Below are 26,669 nucleotides of genomic sequence, written 5' to 3'. Positions count from 1 at the left end.
ATCAGTTCCCTTCCTTCAAACGTATCAAGGCATCCACGGCCACAACGCCATCCGCCTTGCAGATCAAGGGGTTGATCTCCACCTCCTCGATCCGCTCCACCTCGGCCACCACCAGCCGCTGCACGGCCATCACGGCCTCCACCAGTCCTTCCATGTCGACGCCCAGCGACCCGCGCCACCCCGCAAGCACCGGCGCAATCCGCAGCTGCGCCAGCGCCGAACGAACCTCCTCCGGCCGCACCGGCAAGAGCATCGTAACCGTATCGCGCAAGACTTCTGTCATCACCCCGCCCGCGCCCAGCGTCAGGACAAATCCATGCGCCGGATCGCGCAAGACACCGACCAGCAGTTCGACCACACCGCCCGTCACCATCTCTTCGACGAGAAAGCCGTCACAGCCCATGTCCTTCGCAGCCGCAGCAACCGCCTCCGCCGACAAAAGCCCTAGTTTCACCGCCCCCGCCTCGGACTTGTGCGCAAACCCCGTGCCCTTCAGCACCACCGGAAAGCCGATCCCCCGCGCCGCCTCCGCAGCCGCTTCGACACCGGCAACAACCACCCGCCCCGGCACCCGAACCCCAACGGACGCCAGCAGCGCCTTCGCCCGATCTTCGGACAACAGCCCAGCTTCTTCTTGGTCCAAATACCTCCGGGGGGAGTCGCCAAAGGCGACGGGGGGCGGCGCCCCCTCTACCTGCAACACCGGCTCCGCGCACACCGGCTCCCCCAGGAACGCCGCCGCCCCGATCGCCTCCAACGCTGCCGGCAAATCGCACAGCGGCACGATTCCGCGCGCGAAACAGCTTTCCGCCACAGCCTCCGGCAAGGTATCCACCAATGTGGCCAGAACAGCCATCGGCTTGCCCGATGCCCGTGCGGCCCCCTCCACCGCATCCAGCACCGGCAGCCAGTCCGCGTCCGAACAACGATCCCCACGCGGGAAATCCAGCACCACGGTGCCCAGCCCGACGTCCCCCGCCATCATGGCCGCGAAACAGCCCGTCATCGCGGGCAGATCACCCCAGATATAAGTGTTGTAATCCAACGGGTTGGCCAATGCCACCTTCGGCCCCAGCACGGCCCGCAGCCCGTCGCGCTGCACCTCATCCAGCTCCGGGAACGCCACCGGATAGGCCAGCCCGGTATCCGCCATCAGGCTCGCCTCGCCCCCGGAACAGGACATCGACCCCACCCGGTTCGACGCCAGCGGTCCCACCCCGTGCAAGATCTTCAACGTCTCCAGCAGTGCCGACAGGGACGACACCTGCGCCACGCCGCATCTGCGCAAAAGCGCCCGCGCCCCGGCATCCGACCCGGTCAAGGACGCCGTATGCGACACCGCCGCCCGCGCCGATTGCTCGGACGCGCCCAGCTTCATCGCCACGATGCGCTTGCCCAGTTCCCGCGCCCGCGCCGCCAGCCGTTCAAAGCCCCGTACATCGCGAATGCCCTCGATATAGAGCCCCAGCGCCGTGATGCGCGGGTCCTCCAGCACCGCCTCACCGAGGCGCGCTAGGTCAACCGCAGCCTGGTTCCCCACCGTCCCGATCAGCGCAATCGGCAGCCCTCGCGCCTGCATCGACAGGTTCAGCGCGACGTTGGAACTCTGCGTCAGGATCGCCACGCCACGCTCGGCCCTGACCAGCCCATGCTGGTCGGGCCACAGTGCCGCTCCCTCCAGCGCATTGACGAAGCCGTAACAATTCGGCCCCAGGAACGGCATCTCCCCGGCGGCCTCGACCAGCGCCGCCTGCAAGTCCCCGCCATCGGCAAGCTCTTGCTGCGCCTCGGAAAACCCGGCGGCAAAGCACACCGCACCTCCCGCCCCCAGCGCCGACAGGGCCCGCAGAACCTCAACCGTGGCCCCCCGGTTCACGCCGATAAACACCGCATCCGGCGCCCCCGGCAAATCGTTAACAGACGCAAAGGCCGCGACGCCGCCAACCTCCCCCCGCGTCGGATGCACCGGCCAGACGTAACCGGCAAACCCGATCTTGCGACACTCGCGCACCACGTTGGCGCACCACGCGCCACCGCCCACCACGGCGATGTTCTTCGGGCGCAACAGCCGTTGCAGGCGTAGGTCGGGGCTGTGCCCCGACTCCCCCCGCATCACGCGCCCATAGGCCGGAAAATCTCCCGGCTGATGATGTGCCGCTGGATCTCCGACGTGCCGTCCCAGATCCGCTCCACCCGCGCATCGCGCCAGAACCTCTCGATCGGGAAGTCGTCCATCAACCCCATGCCGCCAAAGATCTGCAAACTCGTATCTGTCACCCGCGCCAGCATCTCCGACGCATAAACCTTGGCCGAGGCAATCTCGCGGTTGGCAGGCAGGCCTTGATCCAGCCGCCACGCCCCCGCCAGCGTCAGCCAATCCGCCGCGTCGATCTCGGTCACCATATCGGCGACCTGGAACCCAACGCCTTGGAACTTGGCGATTTCCTGCCCGAACTGCTTGCGCTGCGCCGCGTAGTCCACCGCCATGTCAAAGCAGCGCCGCGCCCGCCCGACACAGAAAGCCGCCACGGTCAGACGCGTGGCATACAGCCATTCGTTCATCACGGCGAAACCGCCATCCACCTCGCCCAGGACCTGAGCCTCCGGCAGACGGCAGTCGTTGAATTCAAGGATGCAGTTCTTGTAGCCCCGGTGCGAGACAGACCGATAGCCCTCGCGCACCGTGAACCCCGGATGCCCCCGGTCCACGAGGAAACAGGTGATCCGCTTCTTCGGCCCCTTGGGCGTCTCATCCACCCCCGTGGCCACGAAAACGATAAAGAAATCAGCGTGATCCGCGCCAGAGATGAAGTGCTTCGTGCCGTTCACCACCCAGTCGCCGCCGTCGCGTCGCGCGGCGCATTTCATCCCGCGCACGTCCGACCCCGCGTCCGGTTCTGTCATGGCCAGCGCATCCATGCGCTCGCCGCGCACCGCGGGCAGAAGGTACTTCTCACGCTGCTCGCCCACGCAGGCCATCAGGATGTTCTGCGGGCGGCCAAAGAAATGCGTCAGCGCCATGGACCCTCGACCCAACTCGCGCTCCACCAGCGTGAAATCCAGATGCGACAGCCCCGCGCCGCCGACCTCCTCGGGGAAGTTGCAGGCGTAGAACCCAAGGTCGATGACCTTCTGTTTCAGCGCCTCTCCGAGTCCCGGCGGCACTTCGCCCGTGCGCTCGACCTCCGCCTCATGGGGATAGATCTCCTTCTCGACAAAGGTCCGCACGGTGGAGACGATCATCTCCTGTTCATCGGTCAGTCCGAAATGCATGAGCGCCTCCTGTTGGCCTCATGAGAGAGGGATTCGTCCGGGCATTCAAACGAGAAACACCTCCGACCTGTTCCGTCCGCGACATCTCCGGTCGATTTCGCCGCCCAGATTAAAGCCGCCCGAATAAAGCCGCCCAGACAAAAAAGGAGGCGCACAGCGCCTCCTTCCGAAATTCGTACTGCGTGGCAGGCGCTTAGGACGCCGCCACTGCCGTCTGGCGCTGTGCGCCCAGCCCGTGAACCTCGATCTCCATCACGTCGCCCGGCTTCAGGTAGCGCGGCGGCTTCATGCCCATGCCCACGCCCGAAGGCGTTCCGGTTGCGATGATGTCGCCCGGCACCAGCTTCATGAACTGGCTCATGTGCGACACGATCTGTGCCACGGTGAAAATCATGTCCGAAGTTTCCGAATCCTGAACGGTCTCGCCGTTCAGCTTCAGCGTCACGCGCAGCGTCTGCGGATCGCCCACCTCGTCTGCCGTCACCAGATACGGGCCGGTCGGACCGAAGGTCGGGGCCGACTTGCCCTTTACCCACTGACCGCCGCGCTCGATCTGAAAGCTGCGCTCGGACATGTCGTTGATGGTGCAATAGCCCGCCACGTAATCCAGCGCGTCGGCCTCGGACACGTAAGACGCCTCCTTGCCGATCACCACGCCCAGCTCGACCTCCCAGTCGGACTTCTCCGATCCACGCGGGATCACCACGTCGTCGAAAGGTCCGGACAGGGCAGACGTCGCCTTGTTGAAAAGGATCGGTTCCGCAGGAACGGCCATGCCGCTTTCGGCCGCGTGCTTGGCATAGTTCAGGCCGACGCAAAAGAAGTTCGGCACCGATGCCACGCAGGCCCCGATGCGGCCCGGCTCTGCCACCACGGGCAGGCTGTTTACGTCGATGGCGCGCAGTTTGTCGAGCGCCGCCCGCGAAACGGTCTCTCCCGCGAAATCGCTGACATGCGCCGACAGGTCACGCACCTGCCCCTCCGCATCCAACATCCCCGGTTTCTCCTGACCCACCGGGCCGTAGCGCAACAATTTCATAACCGCTCCTTCATAGGGTTTTGTTCAATGTCTTTTGCCACGCGCGTCATTCGCCCGCGGCGGCGGGTGTCTGGGTTTCTTCCGGGGGCAATTCGCCTTCGCTCAGGAAGAAGTCCTTTACGTTGATCAGGAGCCGGAACAGATGCGCGCGCACATTCTCCGTCACCAGTTCCGGATCACGGGCGCGCAGGCCTTTCACGATCTCGGCGTGCTGATGCAGCACCCGATCGCGCGAGCGTTTGCGCGTCGCCGACAGATAGCGCGCCCGCCACAGCCGCGCCAGAAGCGCCGCGTGCATTTCGGCCAGCACAGGATTGTGCGCGGCCTCCGCAATGGCGCGGTGGAACCCCATGTCCAGCTCGAACAGGTCCAGCATGTCCATTTCGTCGTATTCCCGCGCCATGCGTTCGGCGATTTCGGCGATGGCCTCGATCTCCTCGTCCGAAGCCCGGTCGCAGGCCAGCCGCGCCGACAAAAGCTCCAGCGAGGTCATGACCTCGATGTTATGCGCGATCTCTTCAAAGGATGGCTCCGCCACGATGGGCGAACGCGCCGGGCGCAGCAGAACCAGCCCTTCCTTCGCCAGGATGCGAATCGCCTCGCGCATCGGGGTCCGGCTGACCCCCAGTTCCCCGGCGTGATCGCGTTCCTTCACCGGTGTCCCGGGCGCAAGATCCCCGCGCAAGATGTCCCGTCGCAGGCGATTCGCGATCTGTTCCGGCAGTGTCTCCTCCGGCATGGCGCAGCCCACCTTTCTGGTTTTTTCTGACTTTTCGCCGTTTTCCTTACCCAATGGGCAAGGCCTCCCATAGTCGAAATTTGGTATACCAAAAATCCTTGCCTGTCGACGGGGGTTTCGTTAGCGTGCGAACACCGGGTTGGTATACCATCCTGAAACGGGAGGCGGAGGAGCCTTTCCTAATTCATGAAGGCGGCCGCTCTGAGCCGTCACACGGGAGGACAACATGAAGAAACTTCTGACGACGGCCGCGGCCGTTGCCATTGCTGCAACTGCCGCTTCCGCACAGGACGTGACCCTGCGTATCCAGACGCACTACGCCTCCGAGCATCCCTCGGGCATCCTGGCCGCGCAGTTCGCCGATGACATCGAAACCATGTCCGGCGGCGCCATCGACATCGAGATGTTCTATTCCTCGTCCGTCGTCGCCACGACCGAGACCTTCGACGCCGCGATCAACGGCATCCTCGACTGCGACATGACCGGCGGCGCCTACCAGACCGGCAAGAACCCCGCGTTCCAGTTCGTCGGTGACATCATGGGTGGCTACGACACCCCGTGGCAGCAGCTGTCCTGGCTCTACTACGGCGGTGGCTACGATGCCGCGCAGGAGCTGTACAACGCGCAGGGCATGCAGCTGATCGGCTGGTGGATCTACGGTCAGGAATCGCTGTCCTCGTCCAAGCCGCTGGCCGGCTTCGAAGACCTGAAGGGCTGGAAGTTCCGTTCGCCTCCGGGTCTGGAAACCGAGATCTTCGAAGGTCTGGGCGCGCAGCCGATCGTGATGGACTTCACCGAGATCTTCACCGCTCTGGAAACCGGAATCATCGACGGCGCCGACGCGTCGGGCCTGTCGAACAACGTGGGCCTCGGTCTTTATGACCTTGTGAACCATGCCACCTACCCCGGCTTCCACTCGATGCCCTCCGACCACCTCGCCTGCAACAAGGACGTGTGGGACGGCCTGAGCGACGCACATCGCCGCATCATCGACACCGCGATGCAGAAACTGTCCCTGCACACCGCCCTGTCGAACGAAAAGAAGAACGCCGAAGCGGCAGCCATGCTGACCGCAAAGGGCGTGACCCTGCATAACTGGTCCGCTGAAGACCGCGCCGCGTTCCGCAAGGGCGCGCAGGTGGCATGGGACGACTGGGCAACCCGCTCGCCCGAAGCTGCCGCACTGGTGGAAAGCCACCGCAAGTACCTCAGCGACCTGGGCCTGCTGTCCCAGTGATGCGCGACTGACGGTTTGAAACGGACGGCGGGCCCGGGCAAAGGGCCCGCCGTTTTCACAATACAAACAAAGAGTTCGTGAATTGCGGGGAGGCAACACATGAACGGGGAGAGCGTCTGGCTCGGATCCCTCCGGGGACCAATCAAGTCGGCCATGTTTCTTTTCATGGCCCTGACGGCAGCCATCTATGTCTGGCTCGTCATTGCACAATTCGTCACCGCCGAGCCTATCGGCATGCACGAGATGATCCGCCCCGCCGGGCGTCCGATCGTCTGGGCCATGCTGATCTGCCTGTCTCTGGCCTTGCTCTTCGGCGCCATCTGGATGTCCGACATCAAGGGCGTGATCGAGGTAGACCGTTCCGGCCCCTTCGACATCGTGAGCCTCATCCTCGGGCGCCTCTCGATGCTGGCCACGGTATTTATCGTCATCACCATGAGCTTCGAAGTCGTTGCCCGCTATGTCTTCAACGGGGGCACGCTCTGGGCGAATGAACTGTCGCTGTGGATCGCGGCTTTCGTCTTTCTGTTCTCCGGCCTCTATGCCATGCAGCAGCGCAGCCACATCCGGATCTACGTCATCTACGACCTGATGCCGCGCTGGATGCAGAAGGCCTCCGATGTGGTCTCGGTCTTCCTGATCTGGGTCTTCATCTTCTGCCTCGTCTGGGGGGGATACGCCGATGCCGAAAAGCGCCTGCTGACCCTCGAAGGCTATGGCTCCGCCTGGGATCCGCCCATTCCCGGCACCGTCAAGGCGACCGTTCTGATCATCGCGATCCTCGTCGGGCTGCAAGCCATCTCGAACCTGATCGCGGACTGGAACAAGGCGCCTGAACATCACTCCGCCGATGACATCGACGAGCACGAGATCGAGAACATCCGCAAGACCCTCGAGGAGAAACACTGATGGACGTTGGAACGATCTCCCTGGTCCTGTTGCTGGGCATGTTCGCCCTGCTGGCGATCGGGATGCCGCTGGGCTTTGCCTCGGCATTCCTGGCAGTCGTCACGCTCTTGATGAAATTCGACGCGGACATCCTCTTCCGCTCCTTCGGCAAAGGCCCGTTCTCCGTCCTCGGGCAGGCGGTTTACCGGCAGATGGTGAACTACGTCCTCATTTCGGTGCCACTCTTCATCTTCATGGCGGCACTGCTGGAGCGATCCGGCATCGCGCGGGACATGTATTCCTCGCTGAACGTCTGGCTCAGCCGGGTGCGCGGCGGCATCGCCATCGTGACCTCGGTCATGGCCGTCATCATGGCCGCCATGTCAGGCATCATCGGCGGCGAAGTCGTGCTGCTTGGCCTGATCGCCCTGCCCCAGATGCTGCGGCTTGGGTACAACCAGAACCTCGCCATCGGCACGATCTGCGCCTCCGGCTCTCTGGGCACCATGATTCCACCGTCCATCGTCCTCATCTTCTACGGGCTGGTGACGGAAACCTCGATCAAGGCATTGTTCACAGCCTCCTTCCTGCCCGGCTTCATGCTGGCCTCGTTCTTCATCGTGTACATCATCGTCCGCACCCAGATGAATCCGGACATGGCACCGCTGCCGCCCGAGGACCCGACCGCCCCCAAAGGCCGCGAGAAGAGCATGATGTTCCTCGGCTTCCTGTCGAAGTTCGGCATGTACATCACGGCTGCCCTTTTCCTGCGCGCTCTGTTCTTCACCGTCACCGGGGCCAACGTGCCGACCGAAGGCGTCGATCCGATCCTGCTGGGCATGACGTCTGACCTGCCCTGGCTGGCCGGTGCCTTCGTGATTTTCGGACTGGTCGCCTTTGTCCTGGTGGGCAAGGAACGTACCGCGCAAGGCTGGGAAATGGGCCGCGGCCTGATTGCTCCGACTGTCGTGATCGGCGTTGTCCTCGGCTCGATCTACGGCGGCATCACCGGCATCACCGAAGCTGCGGGCATGGGCGTCGTCGCTGTCTTCGTCATCGGCCTGTTGCGCCGCGAGATGACCTTCGAAATCGTCTGGGACGCGCTGATGCGCACGGTGAAATCCACCGGCACGATCATCTGGGTCACCATCGGCGCGGCGGCTCTGGCAGCGGCCTACACGCTGGCCGGCGGCCCGACCTACGTGGCCAACCTGATCGTGGGCGCAGACATGCCGACCATGGGCGTGATCCTCATCATGATGTTCATCTTCCTCATCATGGGGATGTTCATGGACTGGGTGGGGATCGTGCTGCTCATCATGCCGGTGTTCCTGCCCATCGTCACCCGCCTGCCCGCCGAAGAAATCGGCTGGTTCGGCCACATCGACGCGCGCATGATCCCGATCTGGTTCGGCGTGGTGTTCTGCATGAACATGCAGGTGAGCTTCCTGTCGCCGCCCTTCGGTCCGGCTGCCTTCTACCTGAAGTCCGTGGCCCCTGCGCATATCTCGCTCACCGACATCTTCAAAGGCTTCCTGCCCTTCATCGCCCTGCAGCTTCTGGCGCTGCTGGTGTTGCTGGCATGGCCGCCAATCGTGACGATCTTCCTTTGATCCTCGCAGGGGCGCCCCACACGGCGCCCCTGAACCACTGACTGCCACTCGCGCTTTGCGCCGGACCTGCTCCCGACCCGCCCGCGCGCGCCGCGCGTTTCACGGAAAGGCACACCCATGTCCCTGATGCTCTCCGACGATCAGATCCGCCAGTTCGAGACCGAGGGCTACCTCGTCGTCGACAACGTGCTCGACACCGCGACCCTCGACGCCGTCCGCTCTGAATATGCGGCCCTGCTCGACCGCCTCTATGCCGGATGGGAAACCGAAGGCCGCGTTCCCTCCGCCGGGGATCAGGATTTCTGGCAAAAGCTGCTGACCTCCTACGCCGCAGGCTGCGACTGGTTCCAACCGATGGACATCTCCCTGCCGGGCGGCGAGATCACTGCCGATACTCCCTTTCACTTTGGCCCGGCCGTCTTTGACATGATCACACACAAGCGGCTGCTGGACATGGTGCAGGACCTGATCGGCCCGGAACTGACCTCCAACCCCATCCAGCACGTCCGGCTGAAGCCCCCGGCTCCAACCCTGGTAAAGGACGAACCCCGCGCCCACATCACGGCCACGGATTGGCATCAGGACAAGGCCGTCGCCCATGCCGAGGCCGACAGCACCCGGATGGTCACTGTCTGGCTGGCGATCTCGGACGCCACGGTCGAGAACGGTTGCCTGCAGGTCGTCCCCGGCAAACCGCAAATGTATCCACACTGTCCGCAGAAGCAGACCGCCATCGCGCCCGGATGTCTCGACGAGACAAAGGCGCTGACCCTCCCGGTCAAGGCTGGCGGCGCGGTGCTTTTCCATCCCCTGACGCCGCACGCGTCTCTGGCCAACCAGTCGCAGGACTTCCGCTGGTCCTTCGACATCCGTTTCAACGTGACAGGCCACCCCACAGGACGCAGCCACTTTCCCTCCTTTATCGCCCGGTCCGAAGCCCATCCGGCCGCCGAACTGCGCGACTGGGAGGCGTGGAAAGGCCTGTGGGAAGCCGCGCGCGCCGAACTGGCGACCCGTCCCCACATCCCGATCCACCGCTGGTCATCCGACGCCCCCGTCTGCGCCTGAGTCCCCCTTGCAACCTGCGGCTGGAAGGCGCAGACATGACTGGCATATTAGTAGATCACCGCCCCCTGCTTCTTTGGTTTTCCAAATACCGCAGGGGGTCGGGGGCTGGCCCCCGATCCTCCACCTCCGCCACAGACCCGAGGTCAACATGAGCACCGTCCGCCTCTCAGATGCCGACAACGTCGTCACCGCCGTCACCGCCCTCGAAGTCGGCCAGCACGGCGCAACCCAACTGATCCCACGCGGTCACAAGCTGGCCACGCAGGACATCGCAAAGGGCGAAGCGGTCATCAAATACGCACAGGTCATCGGCTACGCTGCCGAAGACATCGCCACCGGCAGCCATGTCCACACCCACAATCTCGAGTTCCGCAACGTCGACACGGAGTACGAATATTCGACGAATATTCGCCCCGCCCCCGCGGTCACGTCGCGCGACACCTTCATGGGCTACAAACGCCCTACGGGCCGCGTCGGCACCCGGAATTACATTGCCGTCCTCACCTCGGTGAACTGTTCCGCCACCGCCGCCCGCAGGATCGCGGCGCATTTTTCGGATGAAAAATTGGCCGCCTACCCGAACGTTGACGGCGTCGTCGCCTTCGTGCATGGCACCGGTTGCGGCATGGCGGGTCAGGGCTCCGAAGGCTTCGAAGCCCTCCAGCGCGTCATGTGGGGTTACGCCCGCAATCCCAATGTCGGGGGTGTGCTGATGGCGGGCCTCGGCTGCGAGATGAACCAGATCGACTGGCTGGTCGAGGCCTACGGTCTGCAGCCCGGCCCCCTGTTCCAGTCCATGAACATCCAGGACGTGGGCGGCCTGCGCAAGACCGTCGATCTGGGCATCAAGAAGATCGAAGCCATGCTGCCCATCGTCAACCAGGCCACACGCGAGGAATGCCCGGCCTCCGAGCTGATGGTCGCGCTGCAATGCGGCGGCTCGGACGCGTGGTCCGGCATCACCGCCAACCCCGCCGTCGGCTATGCCTGTGACCTTCTCGTGGCCCAGGGCGGCACCGGCGTTCTGGCCGAGACGCCCGAGATCTACGGTGCCGAGCACCTGCTGACCGCCCGCGCCAGCAACCGGGAAGTGGGCGAGAAACTTGTCGACCTGATCCATTGGTGGGAGGACTACACCGCCCGCAACAAGGGCTCGATGGACAACAACCCCTCACCCGGCAACAAAAAAGGTGGCCTGACCACCATCCTGGAAAAATCGCTGGGGGCCGCGGCAAAGGGCGGCACCACGCCTTTGACCGGGGTCTACAAATACGCTGAACCGGTGACCGCCAAAGGTTTCACCTTCATGGACAGCCCCGGCTACGACCCCGCCTCGGTGACCGGTCAGATCGCCAGCGGCTGCAATCTGGTGTGCTTTACCACCGGGCGCGGCTCTGCCTTCGGCGCGAAACCCAGTCCCTCGATGAAGGTCGCCACCAACACCGAGATGTACAACCGAATGACCGAGGACATGGACGTCAACGCCGGCAGCATCCTGACCGAGGGCAAGACCGTCGAGGAGGTAGGCCGCGAGATCTACGAGATGTGGTTGCGCATGGCCTCGGGAGAGGTATCGAAGTCCGAGGAACAGGGCCTGGGCGACTATGAATTCGTGCCTTGGCAGATTGGCGCCGTGATGTAGGGAACGTCGCCCCGTTCTTTGGCCGGGGCGACCTGCGCGCCCTTCGGGCGCGGCGGGGCTCTGCCCCGAACCCCGAGGTATTTCGATCAAGATGAAGGCAGGGGCGGTGCGTCGACCATCACCCCAAATCAAGTGCGAAAGGGTTAGCAATGGCCGGACTTCCGCTGTGTATCGTGGGCGCAGGGTCCATCGGACAGCGCCATATCGACGTGGCGCGCCAATCTGCCCACATCAAGCTTGTGGCCGTCGTGGAGCCTCACGCGGCATTGCGCGACAGGCTGGAGCAGGCCGGGTTGCCGATGGTTGCCGCATTGGATGATGTGCCCGGGCACGTACAGGCCGCCATTGTCGCCACTCCGACGCAGGACCATTTTACCTCTGTGACGGGCTGTCTGACGCGCGGATGGGCCGTCATCGGAGAGAAGCCGCTTGGCGCCACGCTGGACGAGGCGCGCCTCATGCGCGATCAGGCCGAAGCCAAGGGCCTGCCCCTTTTTACCGGGCACCATCGTCGCTGCCACCCGTTCTCCATCGCTGCACGCGACGCCCTGCGCGAGATCGGAGACCTCGTCGGTATTCAGGGTCTCTGGTCGCTTCGCAAGCATGACAGCTATTACGAGGCAGATTGGCGGCGCGCGCCCGGGGCTGGCCCCTTGCTGACCAACCTGACCCATGAAATCGACCTTTTGCGCTTTCTCGTGGGCGAGATGATCGAAGCGACAGCCCTTTTGTCCTCCGCCCGCCGTGGTCTTGTGATCGAGGACACCGCCGCCCTGGCCTTTCGCTTTGCCAATGGTGCCCTGGGGTCGTTCCTGATCTCGGACGCTGGCGCGTCACCGTGGTCCTTCGAAGCGGCAAGCCATGAGAACCCCGCCATTGCCGGATCCGGCGAGGACTACCTGCGCATCATAGGCACCGAGGGTGCGCTGGCCTTTCCGTCTGTCACGCGATGGGGCCGTTCCGCGCCCGGAGAGATCGAGTGGTCGAAACCCCTCGCGCTGCACGACGCGCGCCGCTTCGAAAAGCTCGATCCGCTGCTGGCCCAGATCGACCGCTTTGCCGCGGTGGTCGCCGGTGGTCGCGACGACGTGCTTTGCACCGCTGCGGACGGCATCGCCGCCATGGAGATGACATTGGCATGCGCCCTGTCAGGCAAAACAGCGCGCCCTGTCACGCCGGCGGATGTGCCGGGAGATTACACCGGGGTCTGACCCCGCCGCGAAAGGACGAGACATGAGACTTGCAGGAAAACGCGCCTTCATCACCGCCGCCGGACAGGGCATCGGCCGCGCCATTGCCGAAAGCTTTGCCCGCGAGGGCGCGACCGTCACGGCCACCGACCTGAAGGCCGACCTTCTGGACGGGTTGGACGCCACCACGCAGGCGCTGGACGTCACCGACAAGGCCGCGCTGACCTCGGCGATCGAAAATGCCGCGCCGGATATCCTCGTGAATTGCGCAGGCTTCGTGCACGCCGGCCCGCTGCTGGACGGCACCGATGACGAGTTCGACTTCGCCATCGCGCTCAACGTGAAATCGCAATTCCATGCCATGCAGGCGGCGCTGCCCGGCATGATCGAACGCGGCGGCGGCTCGATCGTCAACATCGCCTCCGTGGCGTCCAGCATTGTTGCCGCGCCCAACCGCTGCATCTACGGCCTGTCCAAGGCCGCCGTCATCGGCCTGACGAAATCCGTCGCCGTCGATTACGTCAAGCAGGGCATCCGCGTGAACTGCATCTGCCCCGGCACCGTCGACAGCCCCTCGCTGCATGACCGCCTGCGCGCCATGGGCGACTACTACGAGGCACGCCGCGCCTTCGAGGCCCGCCAGCCCATGGGCCGCATCGGCACCGCCGAAGAGATCGCGCACCTGGCCATCTACCTCGGCTCGGACGAGAGCGCCTTCACCACCGGTCAGGCGCATGTGATCGACGGCGGTTGGGCGGCAGCGTAACCCACAAGCGCGACCTAAAGGCGCGACCGACAGGCTCATGCACGGGGAACAAGGCCATGACCGAAGCAAAACCGCGCGAGGAGCGCACCCGCACCGGCGTCCTGCTGATGGTCCTGGCCGTGGCCTTCTTCACCTGCATCGACAGTTCGGCGAAGCTCCTGATCCTCGCCGGACTGCCCGCGCTGCAAGTGGTCTTTGCCCGCTACACCGGGCATTTCATTGTCGCCGTCCTTGCCTTCGGCCTGCGTGATCCCTCTGCCTTCCGCAGCCATGCACCATGGCGGCAACTGCTGCGCTCAACCTTCCTGCTGGGGTCGACCATTCTCAACTTCATGGCGCTGAAGTTCCTGCCGATCACCGTGACCACCACGATCATGTTCGCCGGTCCCATCGTCATCACCCTGCTGGCGATCCCGCTTCTGGGCGAAAAGGTCGGCCTGCGCCGCATCGTCGCCGTCTGCACCGGCTTCATCGGCGTGCTTGTCGTCATGCAGCCCTGGGGGGCGGAGTTTCACCCGGCCATGTTCCTGACCTTGGGCGGGCTGGTCTGCGCCTCGCTCTACTTTGTCATGACTCGGATGCTGGCCGATATCGAAGCCAATGCCACGCAACAACTCTGGTCCTCAGGCTTTGCAGCCCTCGCACTCATGCCGTTCGTCTTCCAGAATTGGACATGGCCCGAAGGCACCGCGTGGCTCCCGTTCCTTCTGATCGGCTGCTTCGGTGCAGCAGGGCATATCTGCGCCACCGTTGCGCACCGCATGGCGGACGCGTCGATCCTTGCGCCGGTGATTTACGTCCAGCTCTTCATGGCCGCCTTTGCAGGCTGGCTGCTGTTCGACACGCTGCCGACGATCTACACTCTGGGCGGCGGGTCCATCATCATCGCCTCTGGCCTCTACATCTGGCAACGCGAACGCATGGTCCGCGGCAAGGTTCGGCGTCCCCTGCCAGTACAACGATAAAAGGGGGCCGAAGCCCCCTTTGCTACGAAACCAAAAGACCTCAGCCGCGCCCGATATAGGGCATGTTGGTCGCCATCACCGTCATGAACTGCACGTTGGCCTCCAGCGGAAGCTCCGCCATGTGCAGGACCGCGTCGGCCACGTGGCGCACATCCATCACCGGTTCCACCGCAATCGACCCATCCGCCTGCGGCACGCCCTTGGTCATCGCCTCCGCCATGTCCGTCAGGGCATTGCCGATGTTGATCTGCCCACAGGCGATGTTGAACGGCCGCCCGTCGAGTGAGATCGACCGCGTCAACCCCGTGACCGCGTGCTTCGACGCCGTGTAGGGTGCCGATCCCCAGCGCGGCACATCCGCCGAGACAGAGCCATTGTTGATGATCCGTCCGCCCTGCGGGTCCTGCGCGCGCATACGCTTGAACGCCGCGCGGGCGCAGATGAACGACCCGGTGACGTTGATATCCATGCAGCGCCGCCAGTCGGCCACGCTGATCTCGTCGATGGTCGCGCCCATGACCGACACGCCCGCGTTGTTGAACAGCGTATCGATATGCCCCCACTCGGCGGCGGCACGATTGAAAATCTGCTCGACCTGCATTTCCTGCGCCACGTCGCCCGGCAGCACAAGCGCGCCCTTGTGACCATCGGCCACTGCTTCCAACGGCCCCGGCTGCCGCCCGACGAGGCCGACCTTCCAGCCCGCTTCAAGGAACTTCAGCGCACAGGCCTTGCCGATCCCGGCCCCAGCCCCGGTGATGATGATGGATTTCGCGTCAGACATGCGCGCCCCCTCCCTGCTTCTTTGGTTTCAAAAATACCTCGGAGGGGTCCGGGGAGGCAGCGCCTCCCCGGTCTCACCGCCGGGCAAATGGCTCAGTGATTGTCACGCGGCAGCGCCCTGGCCACCTTCTGATAGGCCGTGGCCAGTTCCAGACAGCCGCCATCGGCCAGCTGGCCCACATGGGTGCGATAGATCTCCTGCCATGGCGTCTGGTTCACGATCTCCGGTGCCTCCCAGGCATCGATCCGCGCCTGCCACTCTGCCTCGTCCACCAGCGCGTCCATGCGCGACGCGTTCAGGTCCAGGCGCACCATGTCGCCGGTCTGCAAATAAGCCAGACCACCGCCGACCACCGCCTCGGGCGAGGCGTTCAGGATCGACGGGCTTTCCGATGTCCCGGACTGACGGCCATCCCCGACCGTCGGCAGATGATTGATGCCTGCCCGGATCAGCGCGTCCGGCGGCTGCATGTTCACCACCTCGGCGGAACCGGGATACCCCACGCAGCCGACACCGCGAATGAACAGGATACAGTTCTCGTCGATGGCCAAGGCCGGCTCGTTGATCCGGTCGTGGTAATCCTCCGGGCCCTCGAACACGATGGCCCGCGCCTCGTGGACCCCCTCGGCCCCGGGATGCGACAGGAAGCGTTTCTGGAAGTCCGCCGAGATCACAGAGGTCTTCATCAGCGCCGAGTCGAACAGGTTGCCCGTCAGCACCTTGAACCCTGCATTCTTGCGCATCGGGGCATCGTAGGTCTTGATGACCTCGGTGTCCTGACTCTCCCACCCATCGAGGTTCTCACCCATGGGCCTGCCCGTCGCGGTCATCGCGCCGTCATGGATGCGGCCCGCCTTGCGCAACTCGCCCATGACTGCCGGCACCCCGCCCGCGCGAAAGAAGCTTTCGCCAAGGTACTCCCCCGCAGGCTGCATGTTCACCAAAAGCGGCACGTCAAAGCCGACCGTCTCCCAGTCCTTCACGTTCAGTTCGACACCGGCGTGGCGGGCGACGGCCTGCAAATGCGGCGGCGCGTTGGTCGACCCGCCAATCGCCGCATTCACTACGATGGCATTCTCGAATGCTTCCCGCGTCAGGATGTCGGAGGGTTTCAGATCATCCAGCACCATCTGCACGATTCGCTTGCCGGTCTCGTAAGCCATGGCCATCCGCTCGCGGAACGGCGCCGGGATCGCGCTGTTCCCGGTCAGCGACATGCCCAGCGCCTCGGCCATGGCATTCATCGTCGAGGCCGTGCCCATCGTGTTGCAGTGCCCAAGGCTGGGCGCCGACGAACACACCCGGCTCATGAACTCCTCGTAGTCGATCTTGCCCTCGGCCAGCAGACGACGGCTCTCCCAGATGATCGCACCCGAGCCCGCGCGTTTGCCCTTCCACCACCCGTCCAGCATCGGCCCGCCGTTCAGCGCGATGGCCGGAATATCCACCGTGGCCGCACCCATGAGCATGGCAGGCGTGGTCTTGTCACAGCCCGTGGTCAGCACCACCCCGTCGATGGGGTAGCCATGCAGCACCTCCACCAGCCCAAGATACGTCAGGTTCCGGTCCAAAGCCGCCGTCGGCCGTTTGCCCGTCTCCTGGATCGGATGCACCGGGAATTCCATCGGGATGCCACCCGCCTCACGGATGCCCGCCTTGATCCGGTCCATCAGGAAGACGTGGATCTTGTTGCAGGGCGCGATGTCACTGCCGCTGTTTGCGATGCCGATCACCGGACGCTCGGACATCAGCTCTTCTTGCGTGTACGTGCTGTTCTGGTAACGCTCGACATACAGCGCCGTCATCCCCGGGTTGTTCGGGTTGTCGAACCATTCCTGGCTACGAAACCGCTTGTTCGCGCGGGTGTCTGACATTGTTCCTCCCTGCCCGGTTCGGGCTTGTCTGGTCGGGCGCATCCTTGCCTCGGATCACTGCAAGGACCAAAGCCCAAACAGCCCGAATCCCGGCGGGCGCCGCTGCGGTATCCTTGCCATTTGGTATACCAAATGCAAGCACCCTGCGCAGCCACCCCTTGACAACCTGCCCGTGGCCATCTGGTATACCATCGCAAAGACACCCCTTCGAAGGGTGCCGGAGGATACATGTTTTCAAGACCCGTGGCCCTGGCCGCCACATTCCTGCTGACCGGCTGGACGCTGCCCGCACTGGCACAGGACATTTCCACGGCGGCCACACCTGCCTGCGTCGAACGCGCCCGCTCTGATGGCGCCGACCCGAAACTCTGCCTCGCGCAGGTCCACGCCCCTTGCCAGTCGATCAGCGCCGAAACCCCGGCCCTCGTCACCCTATGCTTCGACACGGCCCGCGAGGCCTGGACCCGCGCCACCGCCGCGCGCCTTGACGAGATCACCCACGACGCGCCCGAACAGATTGGCGCACGCACCCGCATCGACACGAAATACGACCTGCTCGCCGGGCTCCTGCAATGCGACCGGCTCGAAGAACTCGGCCACCTGACCGAAATCGAAGACGACCGGCTCCTGCTGGAAAAGACCCGCTGCGAAGCCACCGCGACCGGCCTCGCCTACATCCGCCTTCTGTGGCGCGTCACCAAGGACTGAGAGGACCCCATGATCGAATCCCCGCCCGCCCTCACGCTCATCGCCTCTGCCCCCCGCCCGACCGAGGCCCAGATCGCCGCCTTTCAGGGGGTCGAAACCGCGCATATCGCCGACGCCATGGGCGGCACCGCCGCCATGGACACCACGATCTCGCCGCTGGGCTTCGGGCGCGACCTGCCGACCTTCGCCGCCGGTCCGGCGCTGGTCTGCGACAGCGGCCCGTCCGACATCATCGCCACGCTCGGCGCCATCGAACACATGTTTCCCGGGGACATCCTCGTGCACGCCGCCCACGGCAACCAGAAATGCGCCACCATCGGCGACCAGGTGTCCGGCATGCTGAAGAACGCCGGCGCTGCGGCCTTCGTCACCGACGGCCCGATGCGCGACTACGAGGGCATCGTAAAGACCGGCCTGCCCTGCTGGTGCACCGGCCTGAACCCCAATTCGCCCTCCGCCAACGGCCCCGGCGTCACCGCCACCAGTGCCGTCGTCGGCGGCCGCCACGTCTCCACCGGCGACATGGTCGTCTGCGATCTGAACGGAGTCGTGGTCGTCCCCTTCGCCCGTATCGACGACGTCATCGCAAAGGTTGCCGAGGTCAAACGCATGGAAGAAGAGCTCGCCGCCAAGGTCCGCGACGGCTTCCGAGAACCCCTCGACACCCGCAAGATGCTCGCCGAAGGCCGCGCCGTGGTGATCTACTGACCTCACCACGCACGCAGGCTTGACCTTCATCTTGATCCAAATACCCTCGGGGGAGTCTGCCTCAGGCAGACGGGGGCAGAGCCCCCCGCCCGCAGGGCCCGCCCCGAACCGCCCCCTATACGAAGGCGCTCTTCATCCCGCCCATCATCTGCGTCTTGAAGATCGACGTATTGTCCTTCGCAGGCGGCAAAGGCATCCGCACCGGCACCGCCTCGACCCGCGGCGCATAACACGGCGCGCCGGTAACCACCCGGTCCAGCAAATCCGCGTGAAACCCGCGCTGTCCCAACCCGTGAATGTAGCTCGATCCCCCCAACAACGGCCAGGCATCCGCCGCCGTGCATTCGTAGAACAGGATCTTGCGCGCCCGCGTCGAGGTATTGGGCGCCGATCCATGCAGGATGCGCACATGATGCACCGTCATGTCCCCCGCCTTGCCGGTCAGCGTCACCGCTTTCAACAGGTCGAAATCCGGGTCCGCGGGATCAATCGCGCCGCAGAACACCCCGTCATGGTGATGCGACAACACCGGCCCGCGATGCGAGCCCGGGATCACCATCAACGGACCGTTCTCCGCGTCCATGTCTTCCAGCAACACACCAAAGGCCAAAAGCGAGTCATTCGTCGCCGGGTAGAACGCCCAGTCCTGATGCCACTCCACCGCAGCCCCGCCGCTTGGAGCCTTGCAGTTAAGCTTCGACGTATTGATGACCGTGTCTGGCCCCAACAGGTCGTTCAGCACCTGCGTGATCCGCGACCCGCGCAGCAGTTCCCAAAAGAATGGATGGTTGCGATGCGGCAGCTTCACCCGCGTGAGGCGTGGAGTCTCCGCCGAATGCCCTCGGTCAAGATCAAACAACTCATCGCTCTCGCTGACCCTCCGCGACCCTTCGATCCATTCCGCCACGATCTCCTGCGCCCGCGCCAGCTCCTCCGGCGTCAGCACGTTCTCGACCCTCAGATAGCCCTCACGCGCATAAAACTCCCTCTGGTATTCCGTCAGCATCTCCAATCCTCCCAAAGAAAAAGGGACGCCTCAGCGCCCCTTCTCTGCTTCTTTCACCATGTCGATCCCGTTCAGCGCGCCGACGTGGTCGGCCAGCCAGGGCACGTAATCCTGCGCATGACCCGTCGCCTCGGCATGCACGAAATACTGCCGTGCCGCCGACAGGCACAGCGTCATGACATCCGCCGCTGCCGCCATGTTCGACGCATAGCGCAGATCCTTCGACGCATTGGCGATCGAGAACTTATGCACGTCCCGCTCCCCATCCACGACGCAACGCATGAACGTGTCAAAGAACCCGTTGCCCAGCCGCGACGACCCGATGACCTTCTGCACGGTCTGCGGTGAAATCCCGGACTTCGCCCCCAGCACGGTCACCTCGGCATACAGCGCCGCATACCCCATGCTGATGGTGTTCATCAGCAGCTTCATCTTGTGCCCGGCGCCGACACCACCCACGCGGTTGATGTTGCCCGCCCAGCACTGGATCACCGGCAAGACACGCTCGAACACGTCCTCATCGGCCCCCACCATGCAATCCAGCGTCCCGGCCTCCGCCTCCTTCGGCGTCCGGCCCAGCGGCGCATCCACCATGTGCCCCTCCTTCTCAGCCAGCTCCGCCGCCAGCGCCTCGGTCGACACCGGATCGGCGGTCGAGGTCTCGATCACCACCAGCCCCGCGCGCGCCCCGGCCAGGATACCATCCGCACCGCGAAACACCGCCTCCACCTGCGGCGAGTTCGACAGGCAGGTGTGGATCACGTCGCAGCGCTCCGCCATCTCGCGCGCCGTCGCCACCTCGGTCGCCCCCTTCGCCACGAGGCTGTCCACCGGGGTCCGGTTGCGGTTGCCCTTCACGAAGACGGTGTAGCCCTTCTCCACGAGGTTCTTCGCCATGCCATGGCCCATGTAGCCCAGCCCGATGAAGCCGATGATCGGTTTGTCAGTCATAGTCTCTCCTCCCAATTGTCCCAAACGGCCCAAGGGTCGGCGGGCGGGCGCTTCTGGCCAAGGGCCAGACAGAGCCGCCCCCGACCCTTACAGCCGCGACGTGATCCCGCCGTCGACGAACAACACGTGCCCGTTCACGAAACTCGACGCCTCCGCACACAGGAAGACGCAAGCGCCCACCAGTTCCTCTACCCGGCCCCAGCGCCCCTGCGGCGTGCGCTCCTCCAGCCAGGCCGAGAACTTCGGATCGGCCACCAGCGCCGCATTCAGCGGCGTGTCGAAATATCCCGGCGCGATGGCATTCACGTTCAGGCCCTTGGGGGCCCAATCCGTCGCCATGCCCTTGGTCAGGTTGGCAATCGCGCCCTTGGACGCCGTGTAGGGCGCGATCCCGGGCCGCGCCTGCAAGGTCTGCACCGAGGCGATATTGACGATCCGCCCCGCGCCCCGCGCGATCATGTGCCGCGCACAGGCCTGCCCGACGTAAAACGCCGAATTGACATTGGTCACCATCAGCCGGTCGAACATCTCCGGCGGGAAATCCTCCAACGGCGTGCGATGCTGCATCCCGGCGTTGTTCACCAGGATGTCGATGGCGCCATGCTCGGCCTCGAACCCATCCACCGCTGCGCGCACAGCCGCCACGTCCGTCACGTCAAAGACCAGCGTCTCCACCGCCAGCCCCTCGCCGCGCAACACCTCTGCCGCGTCGGCCAGCCGCTCCGCATTGCGCGCGTTCAACACCACCGTCGCCCCGGCCTGCGCCAACCCGCGCGCCAGTGCAAACCCGATGCCCATCGACGAGCCGGTGATCAGGGCGCGACGGCCCGTCAGACTGAAAAGTTCCATATTCCTCCTTCGCGGGGCATCGCGCAGCCGTCCCCCGTGTTGACATCCGCCGCGTCAGCCGCTTTCTTCAAAATGGTATACCATCCGGGGGCCGATGCAAGCACCGGGACGGTGCGAGGGAGGATTCATCTTGAAACAGGACCAGATGGTCCGCGCCGGGGTCGCGCCATGCTGACCTTTGCCGCAGCCGTGTTTTTCCTGATCGTCACGCCGGGACCGGGGGTTCTGTCCACGGCGGGGCTTGGTGCGGCCTACGGGTTCCGCGCCGGGCTGCGCTACGTGACGGGTCTGTTCATCGGCACCAACCTCGTGACCCTCGCCGTCATCACCGGCATCGCCGCGATCATCCTGTCCGTTCCCGTGGTGCGCTGGCTGCTCATGGCCGCCTCGCTGGCCTACCTGCTCTACCTCGCCTCCCGCATCGCCTTTGCCGGCGCGCGCATTGCCTTCATCGAGGCCAAGGCCCCCCCCGCCATCCTCGCCGGAATCGCGCTTCAGGCGATCAACCCAAAGGCCTACGCCGTCAACACAACCCTCTACGCGGGCTTCCCCTTTGCCCCCGACAACCTCGTCTTCGAAACCCTCGCCAAGCTGGTCATCGTCAACGCCATCTGGATCCCGATCCACCTCGGCTGGTTGTTCGCCGGAGCCTCGCTGCACCGCATGAACCTCTCCGACCGCACCCAGCGCCGCATCAACTACGCGATGGCCGCCTCCATGCTCATGGTGGTCGCTCTCGCCCTCATCTCCGGTCTCAAGAATGCCTGACACGTCCACCGCCCTCGCCGACCTGTCCGCCCTGCTGGGCGACCGCCTCGCCACCTCCGAGGCCGACCGCCGCCTGCACGGCCAGAACGAGACCTATTACCCGGAAACCCTGCCCTGCGCCGTCGCCTACCCCGAGACCACCGCCGAGGTCTCGCAGATCATGCAGATCTGCCATCGCCACGGGCTGCCCGTCACCGCCTATGGCGCGGCCTCCAGCCTCGAAGGCCAGCACCTGGCGCTGAACGGCGGGCTGTGCCTCGACATGAACCGCATGAACAAGGTGCTGCATGTCGCCCCCGAGGACCTGCTCTGCGTCGCGCAACCCGGCATCACCCGCAAGCGCCTGAACGAGGAGCTGAGGGCGACAGGCCTGTTCTTCTCCGTCGACCCGGGCGCCGATGCCTCGCTCGGCGGCATGGCGGCGACCCGTGCGTCTGGCACGACCGCCGTCCGCTACGGCACCATCCGCGAGAACATCCTCGCCCTCGAGGTCGTCCTCGCCGACGGCACCGTGATCCGCACCGGCACGCAGGCGCGCAAGTCCGCCACCGGCTACGACCTGACCCACCTCATGATCGGCTCCGAAGGGACGCTCGGCATCATCACGGAAATGACCGTCCGCCTGCACGGCCAGCCCGAGGCCACCGCCGCCGCCACCTGCCGCTTTGCCACCGTCGAGGAAGCGGTGAACTGCGTGATCCTGACCATCCAGTCCGGCATCCCCATGGCCCGGATCGAACTGCTCGATCAGTTCATGGTCAAGGGCTTCAACAAATACGCCAAAAGCAGCCTCCCCGAAGTCCCCCACCTCTTCCTCGAATTCCACGGCTCCCAAGCGGGCGTGCAGGAACAGACGGACGCCTTCAGCGCGATTGCCGAGGACTTCGGCGTCTCCGGCTGGCAAACCGCCACCACGACCGAGGACCGCAACGCCCTCTGGGCCATGCGCCACAACGCGCATTACGCCTCCGCCGCGCTGGGGGCCAAGGACGGACAGGCCGGAAACATCTGGCCCACCGACACATGCGTGCCGATCTCGCGACTGGCCGAAGCTGTCACTTGGGCGCAGGACAAGGCCGCCGAGATGGGCCTGACCGCCACCATCGTCGGCCACGTGGGCGACGGCAACTTCCACGTGGGCCTCTCGGTCGATCCCGCCAACCCCGAGGTCATGCAACGCGCCGAGGATTACGTGCACCAACTTGGCGCCATGGCCCTCACGATGAACGGCACGGTCTCCGGCGAACACGGGATCGGCGTCGGCAAGCAATATTTCATGGAGGCCGAACACGGTGTCGCCGTCGCCACCATGCGCGCCATCAAGGCCGCGCTCGACCCCACCAACATCCTCAACCCGGGCAAGATGCTGCCCCCCGCCTGACCTCGCACACCCACGTCTGAATTTTCGCAGAAAATTCGTCCGCACCTGTCCAAAACGGAATGACCCGATGACCCTGCAAAACCCCGATCCCAAAGGCACCTTCCTCGCCCGCGTCTGGCGCCCGAACACGGGTCCCGCCATCTGCGTTCTGCGCGACGACCGTCTTTTCGACATAACCTCGCGCGACACCCCCACCATGCGCGACCTGCTCGAACGCGACGACCTGCTGACCTACGTCCACGCGCAACGGGGCGAGGACATAGGCCGCGTCGACCAGATGCCCCCCGACATGCGCCTCCTTGCCCCCTGCGACCTGCAAGTGGTGAAGGCATCGGGCGTCACCTTCGCCCAGTCCATGGTCGAACGGGTGATCGAGGAACAGGCCGCCGGCAACCCCGACCGCGCCGACGCCATCCGCAAGAAGGTCACAGCCGTGATCGGTGACAGCCTCGCAGGCATCGTGCCCGGCTCGGACAAGGCCATGGAGGTCAAGCGCGTCCTGCAAACCGAGGGCCTCTGGTCACAATACCTCGAAGTCGGCATCGGCCCGGACGCCGAGGTCTTCACCAAATGCCCGACGCTGGCCGCCATGGGCCACGGCGCGGACGTGGGCTTGCACCCCATGTCGAAATGGAACAACCCCGAGCCGGAAATCGTCCTCGCCGTGACCTCGCAGGGCAAGATCGTGGGCGCCACGCTCGGCAACGACGTCAACCTGCGCGACGTCGAGGGCCGCTCCGCGCTCCTGCTGGGCAAGGCCAAGGACAACAACGCCTCCGCCGCCATCGGCCCCTTCCTGCGCCTCTTCGACGAGAGCTACACGATGGAGGACATGGAAAACGCCGAACTGACCCTCACCGTCACGGGCGAGGATGACTTCACCCTCAATGGCCGCTCGTCGATGTCGAAGATCAGCCGCAAACCGGGGTCGATCGTCGCCCAGACCATCGGCGCGCATCACCAGTACCCGGACGGCTTTTTCCTCTACCTCGGCACGCTCTTCGCCCCCACCGAGGACCGCGACGCCCCCGGCCAGGGCTTCACTCATAAAATCGGCGACATTGTGACCATCGCGGAACCGAAACTGGGTGCGCTCACCAACACCGTGCGCCTCTCTACCGACTGCGCGCCGTGGGACTTCGGCGTCTCCGCCCTGATGAAGAACCTCGCCGCCCGAGGCCTGCTATGAGCAGCTTCCTCTCGCTTGGCGAAATCATGGTCGAACTGGCTCCGGCACAGGACGGCCTGCTGAAACAAGGCTTTGCCGGCGACACCTTCAACACCGCGTGGTACGCTCGCCGCCTGCTCCCGCCTGAGTGGTCCGTCTCCTACGGCACCGTCATCGGGCAGGACGCCATCTCGGACGACATGGCCGACTTCATCCGCGCCCAGGGCCTCGACACCGACGCGCTGGCCCGCCACCCCGAGCGCACCGTCGGCCTCTACATGATCTCGCTGAAGGACGGCGAGCGCAGCTTCTCCTACTGGCGCGGCCAGTCGGCGGCAAAGACCCTTGCCGACGATCCCAACCGCCTCGCCGCCATGCTGAAGGGTCGGCGTAACATCCACTTCTCCGGCATCACCCTCGCCATCCTGCCGCCCAAGGCGCGCTCCACCTTCTGCGCTGCCCTCGCTAGCGCCCGCGCGCAAGGCGCACATGTCAGCTTCGACACCAACCTGCGCCCGAAACTCTGGGGCTCCATCGACGCCATGCGCGACGGCCTCACCCTCGGTGCCTCGGTGGCGGACACCGTCCTGCCCTCCTTCGACGAAGAGCAAAGCATCTTCCCCGATCAGACTCCGCGGGACACCGTCACCCGCTACGCCAGGGGCGGCGCGACAACCGTCGTGGTCAAGAACGGCAGCGCCCCCGCCACGGCCTGGCACACCACCGAGGGCACGGTCCAAGTCACCCCGCCATCCGTCGCGCAAGTCACCGACAGCACCGCCGCAGGCGACAGCTTCGCCGCAGGCTTCCTCGCCGCCCGCGCCCTCGGCCAATCGCTGCAACAGGCCACCGAACAGGCCGCTACCCTCGCCTCGAACGTCATCCAACATCGCGGAGCGCTCGCCCCCGCCCTCTTCGAAGGAGAATCCAAATGAACATCCTCATCATCGGCGGCGCCGGAGTTGTCGGCCAGAAACTCGCCCGCGCCCTCGCAGCCAAGGGCACCCTGCGCGGCAAACCCATCACGAAGCTCACCCTCGCAGACCTCTCGGACGCGCCCCTGATCGACGCCCCCTTCCCGGTCGAGGCGACGACCTGCAACATCACCGACCCGGCCTCGGTCGCGGCAAACATCACCGAAGACACGGATGTCATCTACCTGCTCGCCGCCGTGGTCTCGGCCCACGCCGAGCAGGACTTCGACTTCGGCTACAAGGTCAACATGTTCGGCACCCTCAACGTGCTCGACCGCTGCCGCGCCCTCGGCACGAAGCCCGTTCTGGTCTTCACCTCCTCCATCGCTGTCTTCGGCGGCGAGGTGCCCCAGCCCTACACCGACCACTCGGCGCTCAACCCGCAGATCAGCTACGGCGCACAAAAGGCCATCGGCGAGATCCTCGTGAACGACTACACGCGGCGCGGCTTCATCGACGGGCGCGGCTTCCGCCTGCCGACCATCTCCGTCCGCCCGGGCAAGGCCAACCGCGCCGCCTCCTCCTTCATGTCCTCGATCTTCCGCGAACCGCTGCAAGGCCAGGAGGCGATCTGCCCCGTCGACCCCGACTTCCCGCATTTCTACCTCTCGCCGAAGCAATGCGCGCTGAACCTCGTCAAAGGCGCGGAAATCCCCGCCGAGGACATGGGCAAGAACCCGACAATGACCATGCCGGGCCGCGTCTGGACCATCCGCCAGATGATCGACGCCATGACCGCCGTGGCAGGCCCGGAACCGGCAAAACTCATCCGCTGGGAAGAACAGCCCGAGATCGCCGAGATCCTCAAGGGCTGGCGCCTCGACATCCGCCCGGAAAAGGCCGCCCGCCTCGGCCTCAAAGCCGACGACAGCTTCGAGGACAACATCCGCTACTTCCTCGAAGAAGACATTGCACCGGCGCAATCCTGAGCGCGCGCGCCTGTTTCTTCCTGGTCCAAATACCTCCGGGGGGAGGCCCGGCACGGGCCGAGGGGGCAGCGCCCCCCCCCCCCCCCCAAGCAAGGCCCCACATGAACCCATTCGCCCACTACACCAACCACAAGGGCCAAACCCTTTTT

At 65.0% G+C, this 26,669-nt stretch carries 24 protein-coding genes; 15 read left to right on the top strand and 9 right to left on the bottom strand.

What is annotated here, in order from left to right:
• Nucleotide 1: 1 nt before the first annotated feature.
• The 4 genes from ACP16H_RS14720 to ACP16H_RS14705 form a co-directional block, all read right to left on the bottom strand.
• Nucleotides 2-2,113 (bottom strand): acetate--CoA ligase family protein, encoded by a 2,112-nt coding sequence (locus ACP16H_RS14720; protein ID WP_425072852.1) that lies wholly within the window; start codon nt 2,111-2,113, stop codon nt 2-4.
• Nucleotides 2,113-3,273, bottom strand: a complete 1,161-nt coding sequence (locus ACP16H_RS14715) for an acyl-CoA dehydrogenase family protein (protein WP_425072851.1) — start codon at nt 3,271-3,273, stop codon at nt 2,113-2,115. Before ACP16H_RS14715 ends, ACP16H_RS14720 begins: the two co-directional genes overlap by 1 nt.
• Before the next feature lie 193 nt (nt 3,274-3,466).
• Nucleotides 3,467-4,312, bottom strand: coding sequence for a fumarylacetoacetate hydrolase family protein (locus tag ACP16H_RS14710; protein WP_425072850.1), 846 nt, complete (start codon nt 4,310-4,312; stop codon nt 3,467-3,469).
• Between the two features lie 46 nt (nt 4,313-4,358).
• Entirely contained in the window at nt 4,359-5,051 is a 693-nt protein-coding gene (locus ACP16H_RS14705; RefSeq protein WP_425072849.1) for a GntR family transcriptional regulator, read from the bottom strand.
• A gap of 226 nt (nt 5,052-5,277) precedes the next feature.
• Between ACP16H_RS14705 and ACP16H_RS14700 the strand changes: the two genes are divergently transcribed.
• The 8 genes from ACP16H_RS14700 to ACP16H_RS14665 all read left to right on the top strand — a co-directional run bounded on the left by ACP16H_RS14700 (nt 5,278) and on the right by ACP16H_RS14665 (nt 14,420).
• A complete protein-coding gene (locus ACP16H_RS14700; protein WP_425072848.1) occupies nt 5,278-6,288 on the top strand; it encodes a TRAP transporter substrate-binding protein in 1,011 nt (336 codons plus the stop codon).
• A 99-nt stretch (nt 6,289-6,387) separates the two neighbouring features.
• Nucleotides 6,388-7,197 (top strand): TRAP transporter small permease subunit, encoded by an 810-nt coding sequence (locus ACP16H_RS14695; protein ID WP_425072847.1) that lies wholly within the window; start codon nt 6,388-6,390, stop codon nt 7,195-7,197.
• Nucleotides 7,197-8,789, top strand: a complete 1,593-nt coding sequence (locus tag ACP16H_RS14690) for a TRAP transporter large permease (protein WP_425072846.1) — start codon at nt 7,197-7,199, stop codon at nt 8,787-8,789. The genes ACP16H_RS14695 and ACP16H_RS14690 overlap by 1 nt, the downstream gene beginning before the upstream one ends.
• A 117-nt stretch (nt 8,790-8,906) precedes the next feature.
• A complete protein-coding gene (locus ACP16H_RS14685; protein WP_425072845.1) occupies nt 8,907-9,857 on the top strand; it encodes a phytanoyl-CoA dioxygenase family protein in 951 nt (316 codons plus the stop codon).
• Between the two features lie 148 nt (nt 9,858-10,005).
• Nucleotides 10,006-11,499 carry a UxaA family hydrolase gene (locus tag ACP16H_RS14680; protein WP_425072844.1) on the top strand — a complete coding sequence of 498 codons (1,494 nt, stop codon included), beginning with the start codon at nt 10,006-10,008 and terminating at the stop codon, nt 11,497-11,499.
• 149 nt (nt 11,500-11,648) lie between these two features.
• A complete protein-coding gene (locus ACP16H_RS14675; RefSeq protein ID WP_425072843.1) occupies nt 11,649-12,710 on the top strand; it encodes a Gfo/Idh/MocA family protein in 1,062 nt (353 codons plus the stop codon).
• Between the two features lie 22 nt (nt 12,711-12,732).
• Nucleotides 12,733-13,455, top strand: a complete 723-nt coding sequence (locus tag ACP16H_RS14670; protein WP_425072842.1) for an SDR family oxidoreductase — start codon at nt 12,733-12,735, stop codon at nt 13,453-13,455.
• Nucleotides 13,456-13,511: 56 nt separating this feature from the next.
• Nucleotides 13,512-14,420 (top strand): DMT family transporter, encoded by a 909-nt coding sequence (locus ACP16H_RS14665; protein WP_425072841.1) that lies wholly within the window; start codon nt 13,512-13,514, stop codon nt 14,418-14,420.
• Between the two features lie 40 nt (nt 14,421-14,460).
• On the opposite strand, the gene ACP16H_RS14660 is transcribed toward ACP16H_RS14665, so the two are convergent.
• Complete coding sequence (locus tag ACP16H_RS14660) at nt 14,461-15,204, bottom strand: SDR family oxidoreductase (RefSeq protein WP_425072840.1); 744 nt, start codon at nt 15,202-15,204, stop codon at nt 14,461-14,463.
• Between the two features lie 92 nt (nt 15,205-15,296).
• Nucleotides 15,297-17,078 (bottom strand): IlvD/Edd family dehydratase, encoded by a 1,782-nt coding sequence (locus ACP16H_RS14655; protein ID WP_425072839.1) that lies wholly within the window; start codon nt 17,076-17,078, stop codon nt 15,297-15,299.
• A gap of 228 nt (nt 17,079-17,306) precedes the next feature.
• On the opposite strand from ACP16H_RS14655, the gene ACP16H_RS14650 reads away from it, so the two are divergent.
• Together ACP16H_RS14650 and ACP16H_RS14645 are read left to right on the top strand one after the other, a co-directional pair.
• Nucleotides 17,307-17,786 (top strand): hypothetical protein, encoded by a 480-nt coding sequence (locus tag ACP16H_RS14650; RefSeq protein ID WP_425072838.1) that lies wholly within the window; start codon nt 17,307-17,309, stop codon nt 17,784-17,786.
• Between the two features lie 9 nt (nt 17,787-17,795).
• Nucleotides 17,796-18,494: an RraA family protein gene (locus tag ACP16H_RS14645; protein ID WP_425072837.1), complete on the top strand. Its 699-nt coding sequence runs from the start codon at nt 17,796-17,798 to the stop codon at nt 18,492-18,494.
• Between the two features lie 115 nt (nt 18,495-18,609).
• Here the strand turns inward: ACP16H_RS14645 and ACP16H_RS14640 are convergent, their stop codons facing one another.
• The 3 genes from ACP16H_RS14640 to ACP16H_RS14630 form a co-directional block, all read right to left on the bottom strand.
• Nucleotides 18,610-19,500, bottom strand: a complete 891-nt coding sequence (locus tag ACP16H_RS14640) for a phytanoyl-CoA dioxygenase family protein (RefSeq protein ID WP_425072836.1) — start codon at nt 19,498-19,500, stop codon at nt 18,610-18,612.
• 30 nt (nt 19,501-19,530) lie between these two features.
• Nucleotides 19,531-20,451, bottom strand: coding sequence for an NAD(P)-dependent oxidoreductase (locus ACP16H_RS14635; protein ID WP_425072835.1), 921 nt, complete (start codon nt 20,449-20,451; stop codon nt 19,531-19,533).
• Between the two features lie 87 nt (nt 20,452-20,538).
• Nucleotides 20,539-21,300, bottom strand: coding sequence for an SDR family oxidoreductase (locus ACP16H_RS14630; protein ID WP_425072834.1), 762 nt, complete (start codon nt 21,298-21,300; stop codon nt 20,539-20,541).
• A gap of 168 nt (nt 21,301-21,468) precedes the next feature.
• Here ACP16H_RS14630 and ACP16H_RS14625 point away from each other — a divergent pair, with 168 nt between their 5' ends.
• The 5 genes from ACP16H_RS14625 to denD all read left to right on the top strand — a co-directional run bounded on the left by ACP16H_RS14625 (nt 21,469) and on the right by denD (nt 26,520).
• Complete coding sequence (locus ACP16H_RS14625; RefSeq protein ID WP_425072833.1) at nt 21,469-22,068, top strand: LysE family translocator; 600 nt, start codon at nt 21,469-21,471, stop codon at nt 22,066-22,068.
• Nucleotides 22,061-23,449, top strand: coding sequence for an FAD-binding oxidoreductase (locus ACP16H_RS14620; protein WP_425072832.1), 1,389 nt, complete (start codon nt 22,061-22,063; stop codon nt 23,447-23,449). Before ACP16H_RS14625 ends, ACP16H_RS14620 begins: the two co-directional genes overlap by 8 nt.
• Nucleotides 23,450-23,516: 67 nt before the next feature.
• On the top strand, nt 23,517-24,638 hold the full coding sequence (locus ACP16H_RS14615) for a fumarylacetoacetate hydrolase family protein (RefSeq protein WP_425072831.1): 1,122 nt from the start codon (nt 23,517-23,519) through the stop codon (nt 24,636-24,638).
• Entirely contained in the window at nt 24,635-25,552 is a 918-nt protein-coding gene (locus tag ACP16H_RS14610) for a sugar kinase (protein ID WP_425072830.1), read from the top strand. Before ACP16H_RS14615 ends, ACP16H_RS14610 begins: the two co-directional genes overlap by 4 nt.
• Nucleotides 25,549-26,520, top strand: a complete 972-nt coding sequence (gene denD, locus ACP16H_RS14605; RefSeq protein ID WP_425072829.1) for a D-erythronate dehydrogenase — start codon at nt 25,549-25,551, stop codon at nt 26,518-26,520. The genes ACP16H_RS14610 and denD overlap by 4 nt, the downstream gene beginning before the upstream one ends.
• The last annotated feature ends 149 nt before the right edge of the window (nt 26,521-26,669 follow it).

The sequence above is a fragment of the Sagittula sp. S175 genome (assembly GCF_049800975.1).
Lineage (GTDB): Bacteria > Pseudomonadota > Alphaproteobacteria > Rhodobacterales > Rhodobacteraceae > Sagittula.
This window is presented reverse-complemented; position numbering and strand designations above follow the sequence as displayed.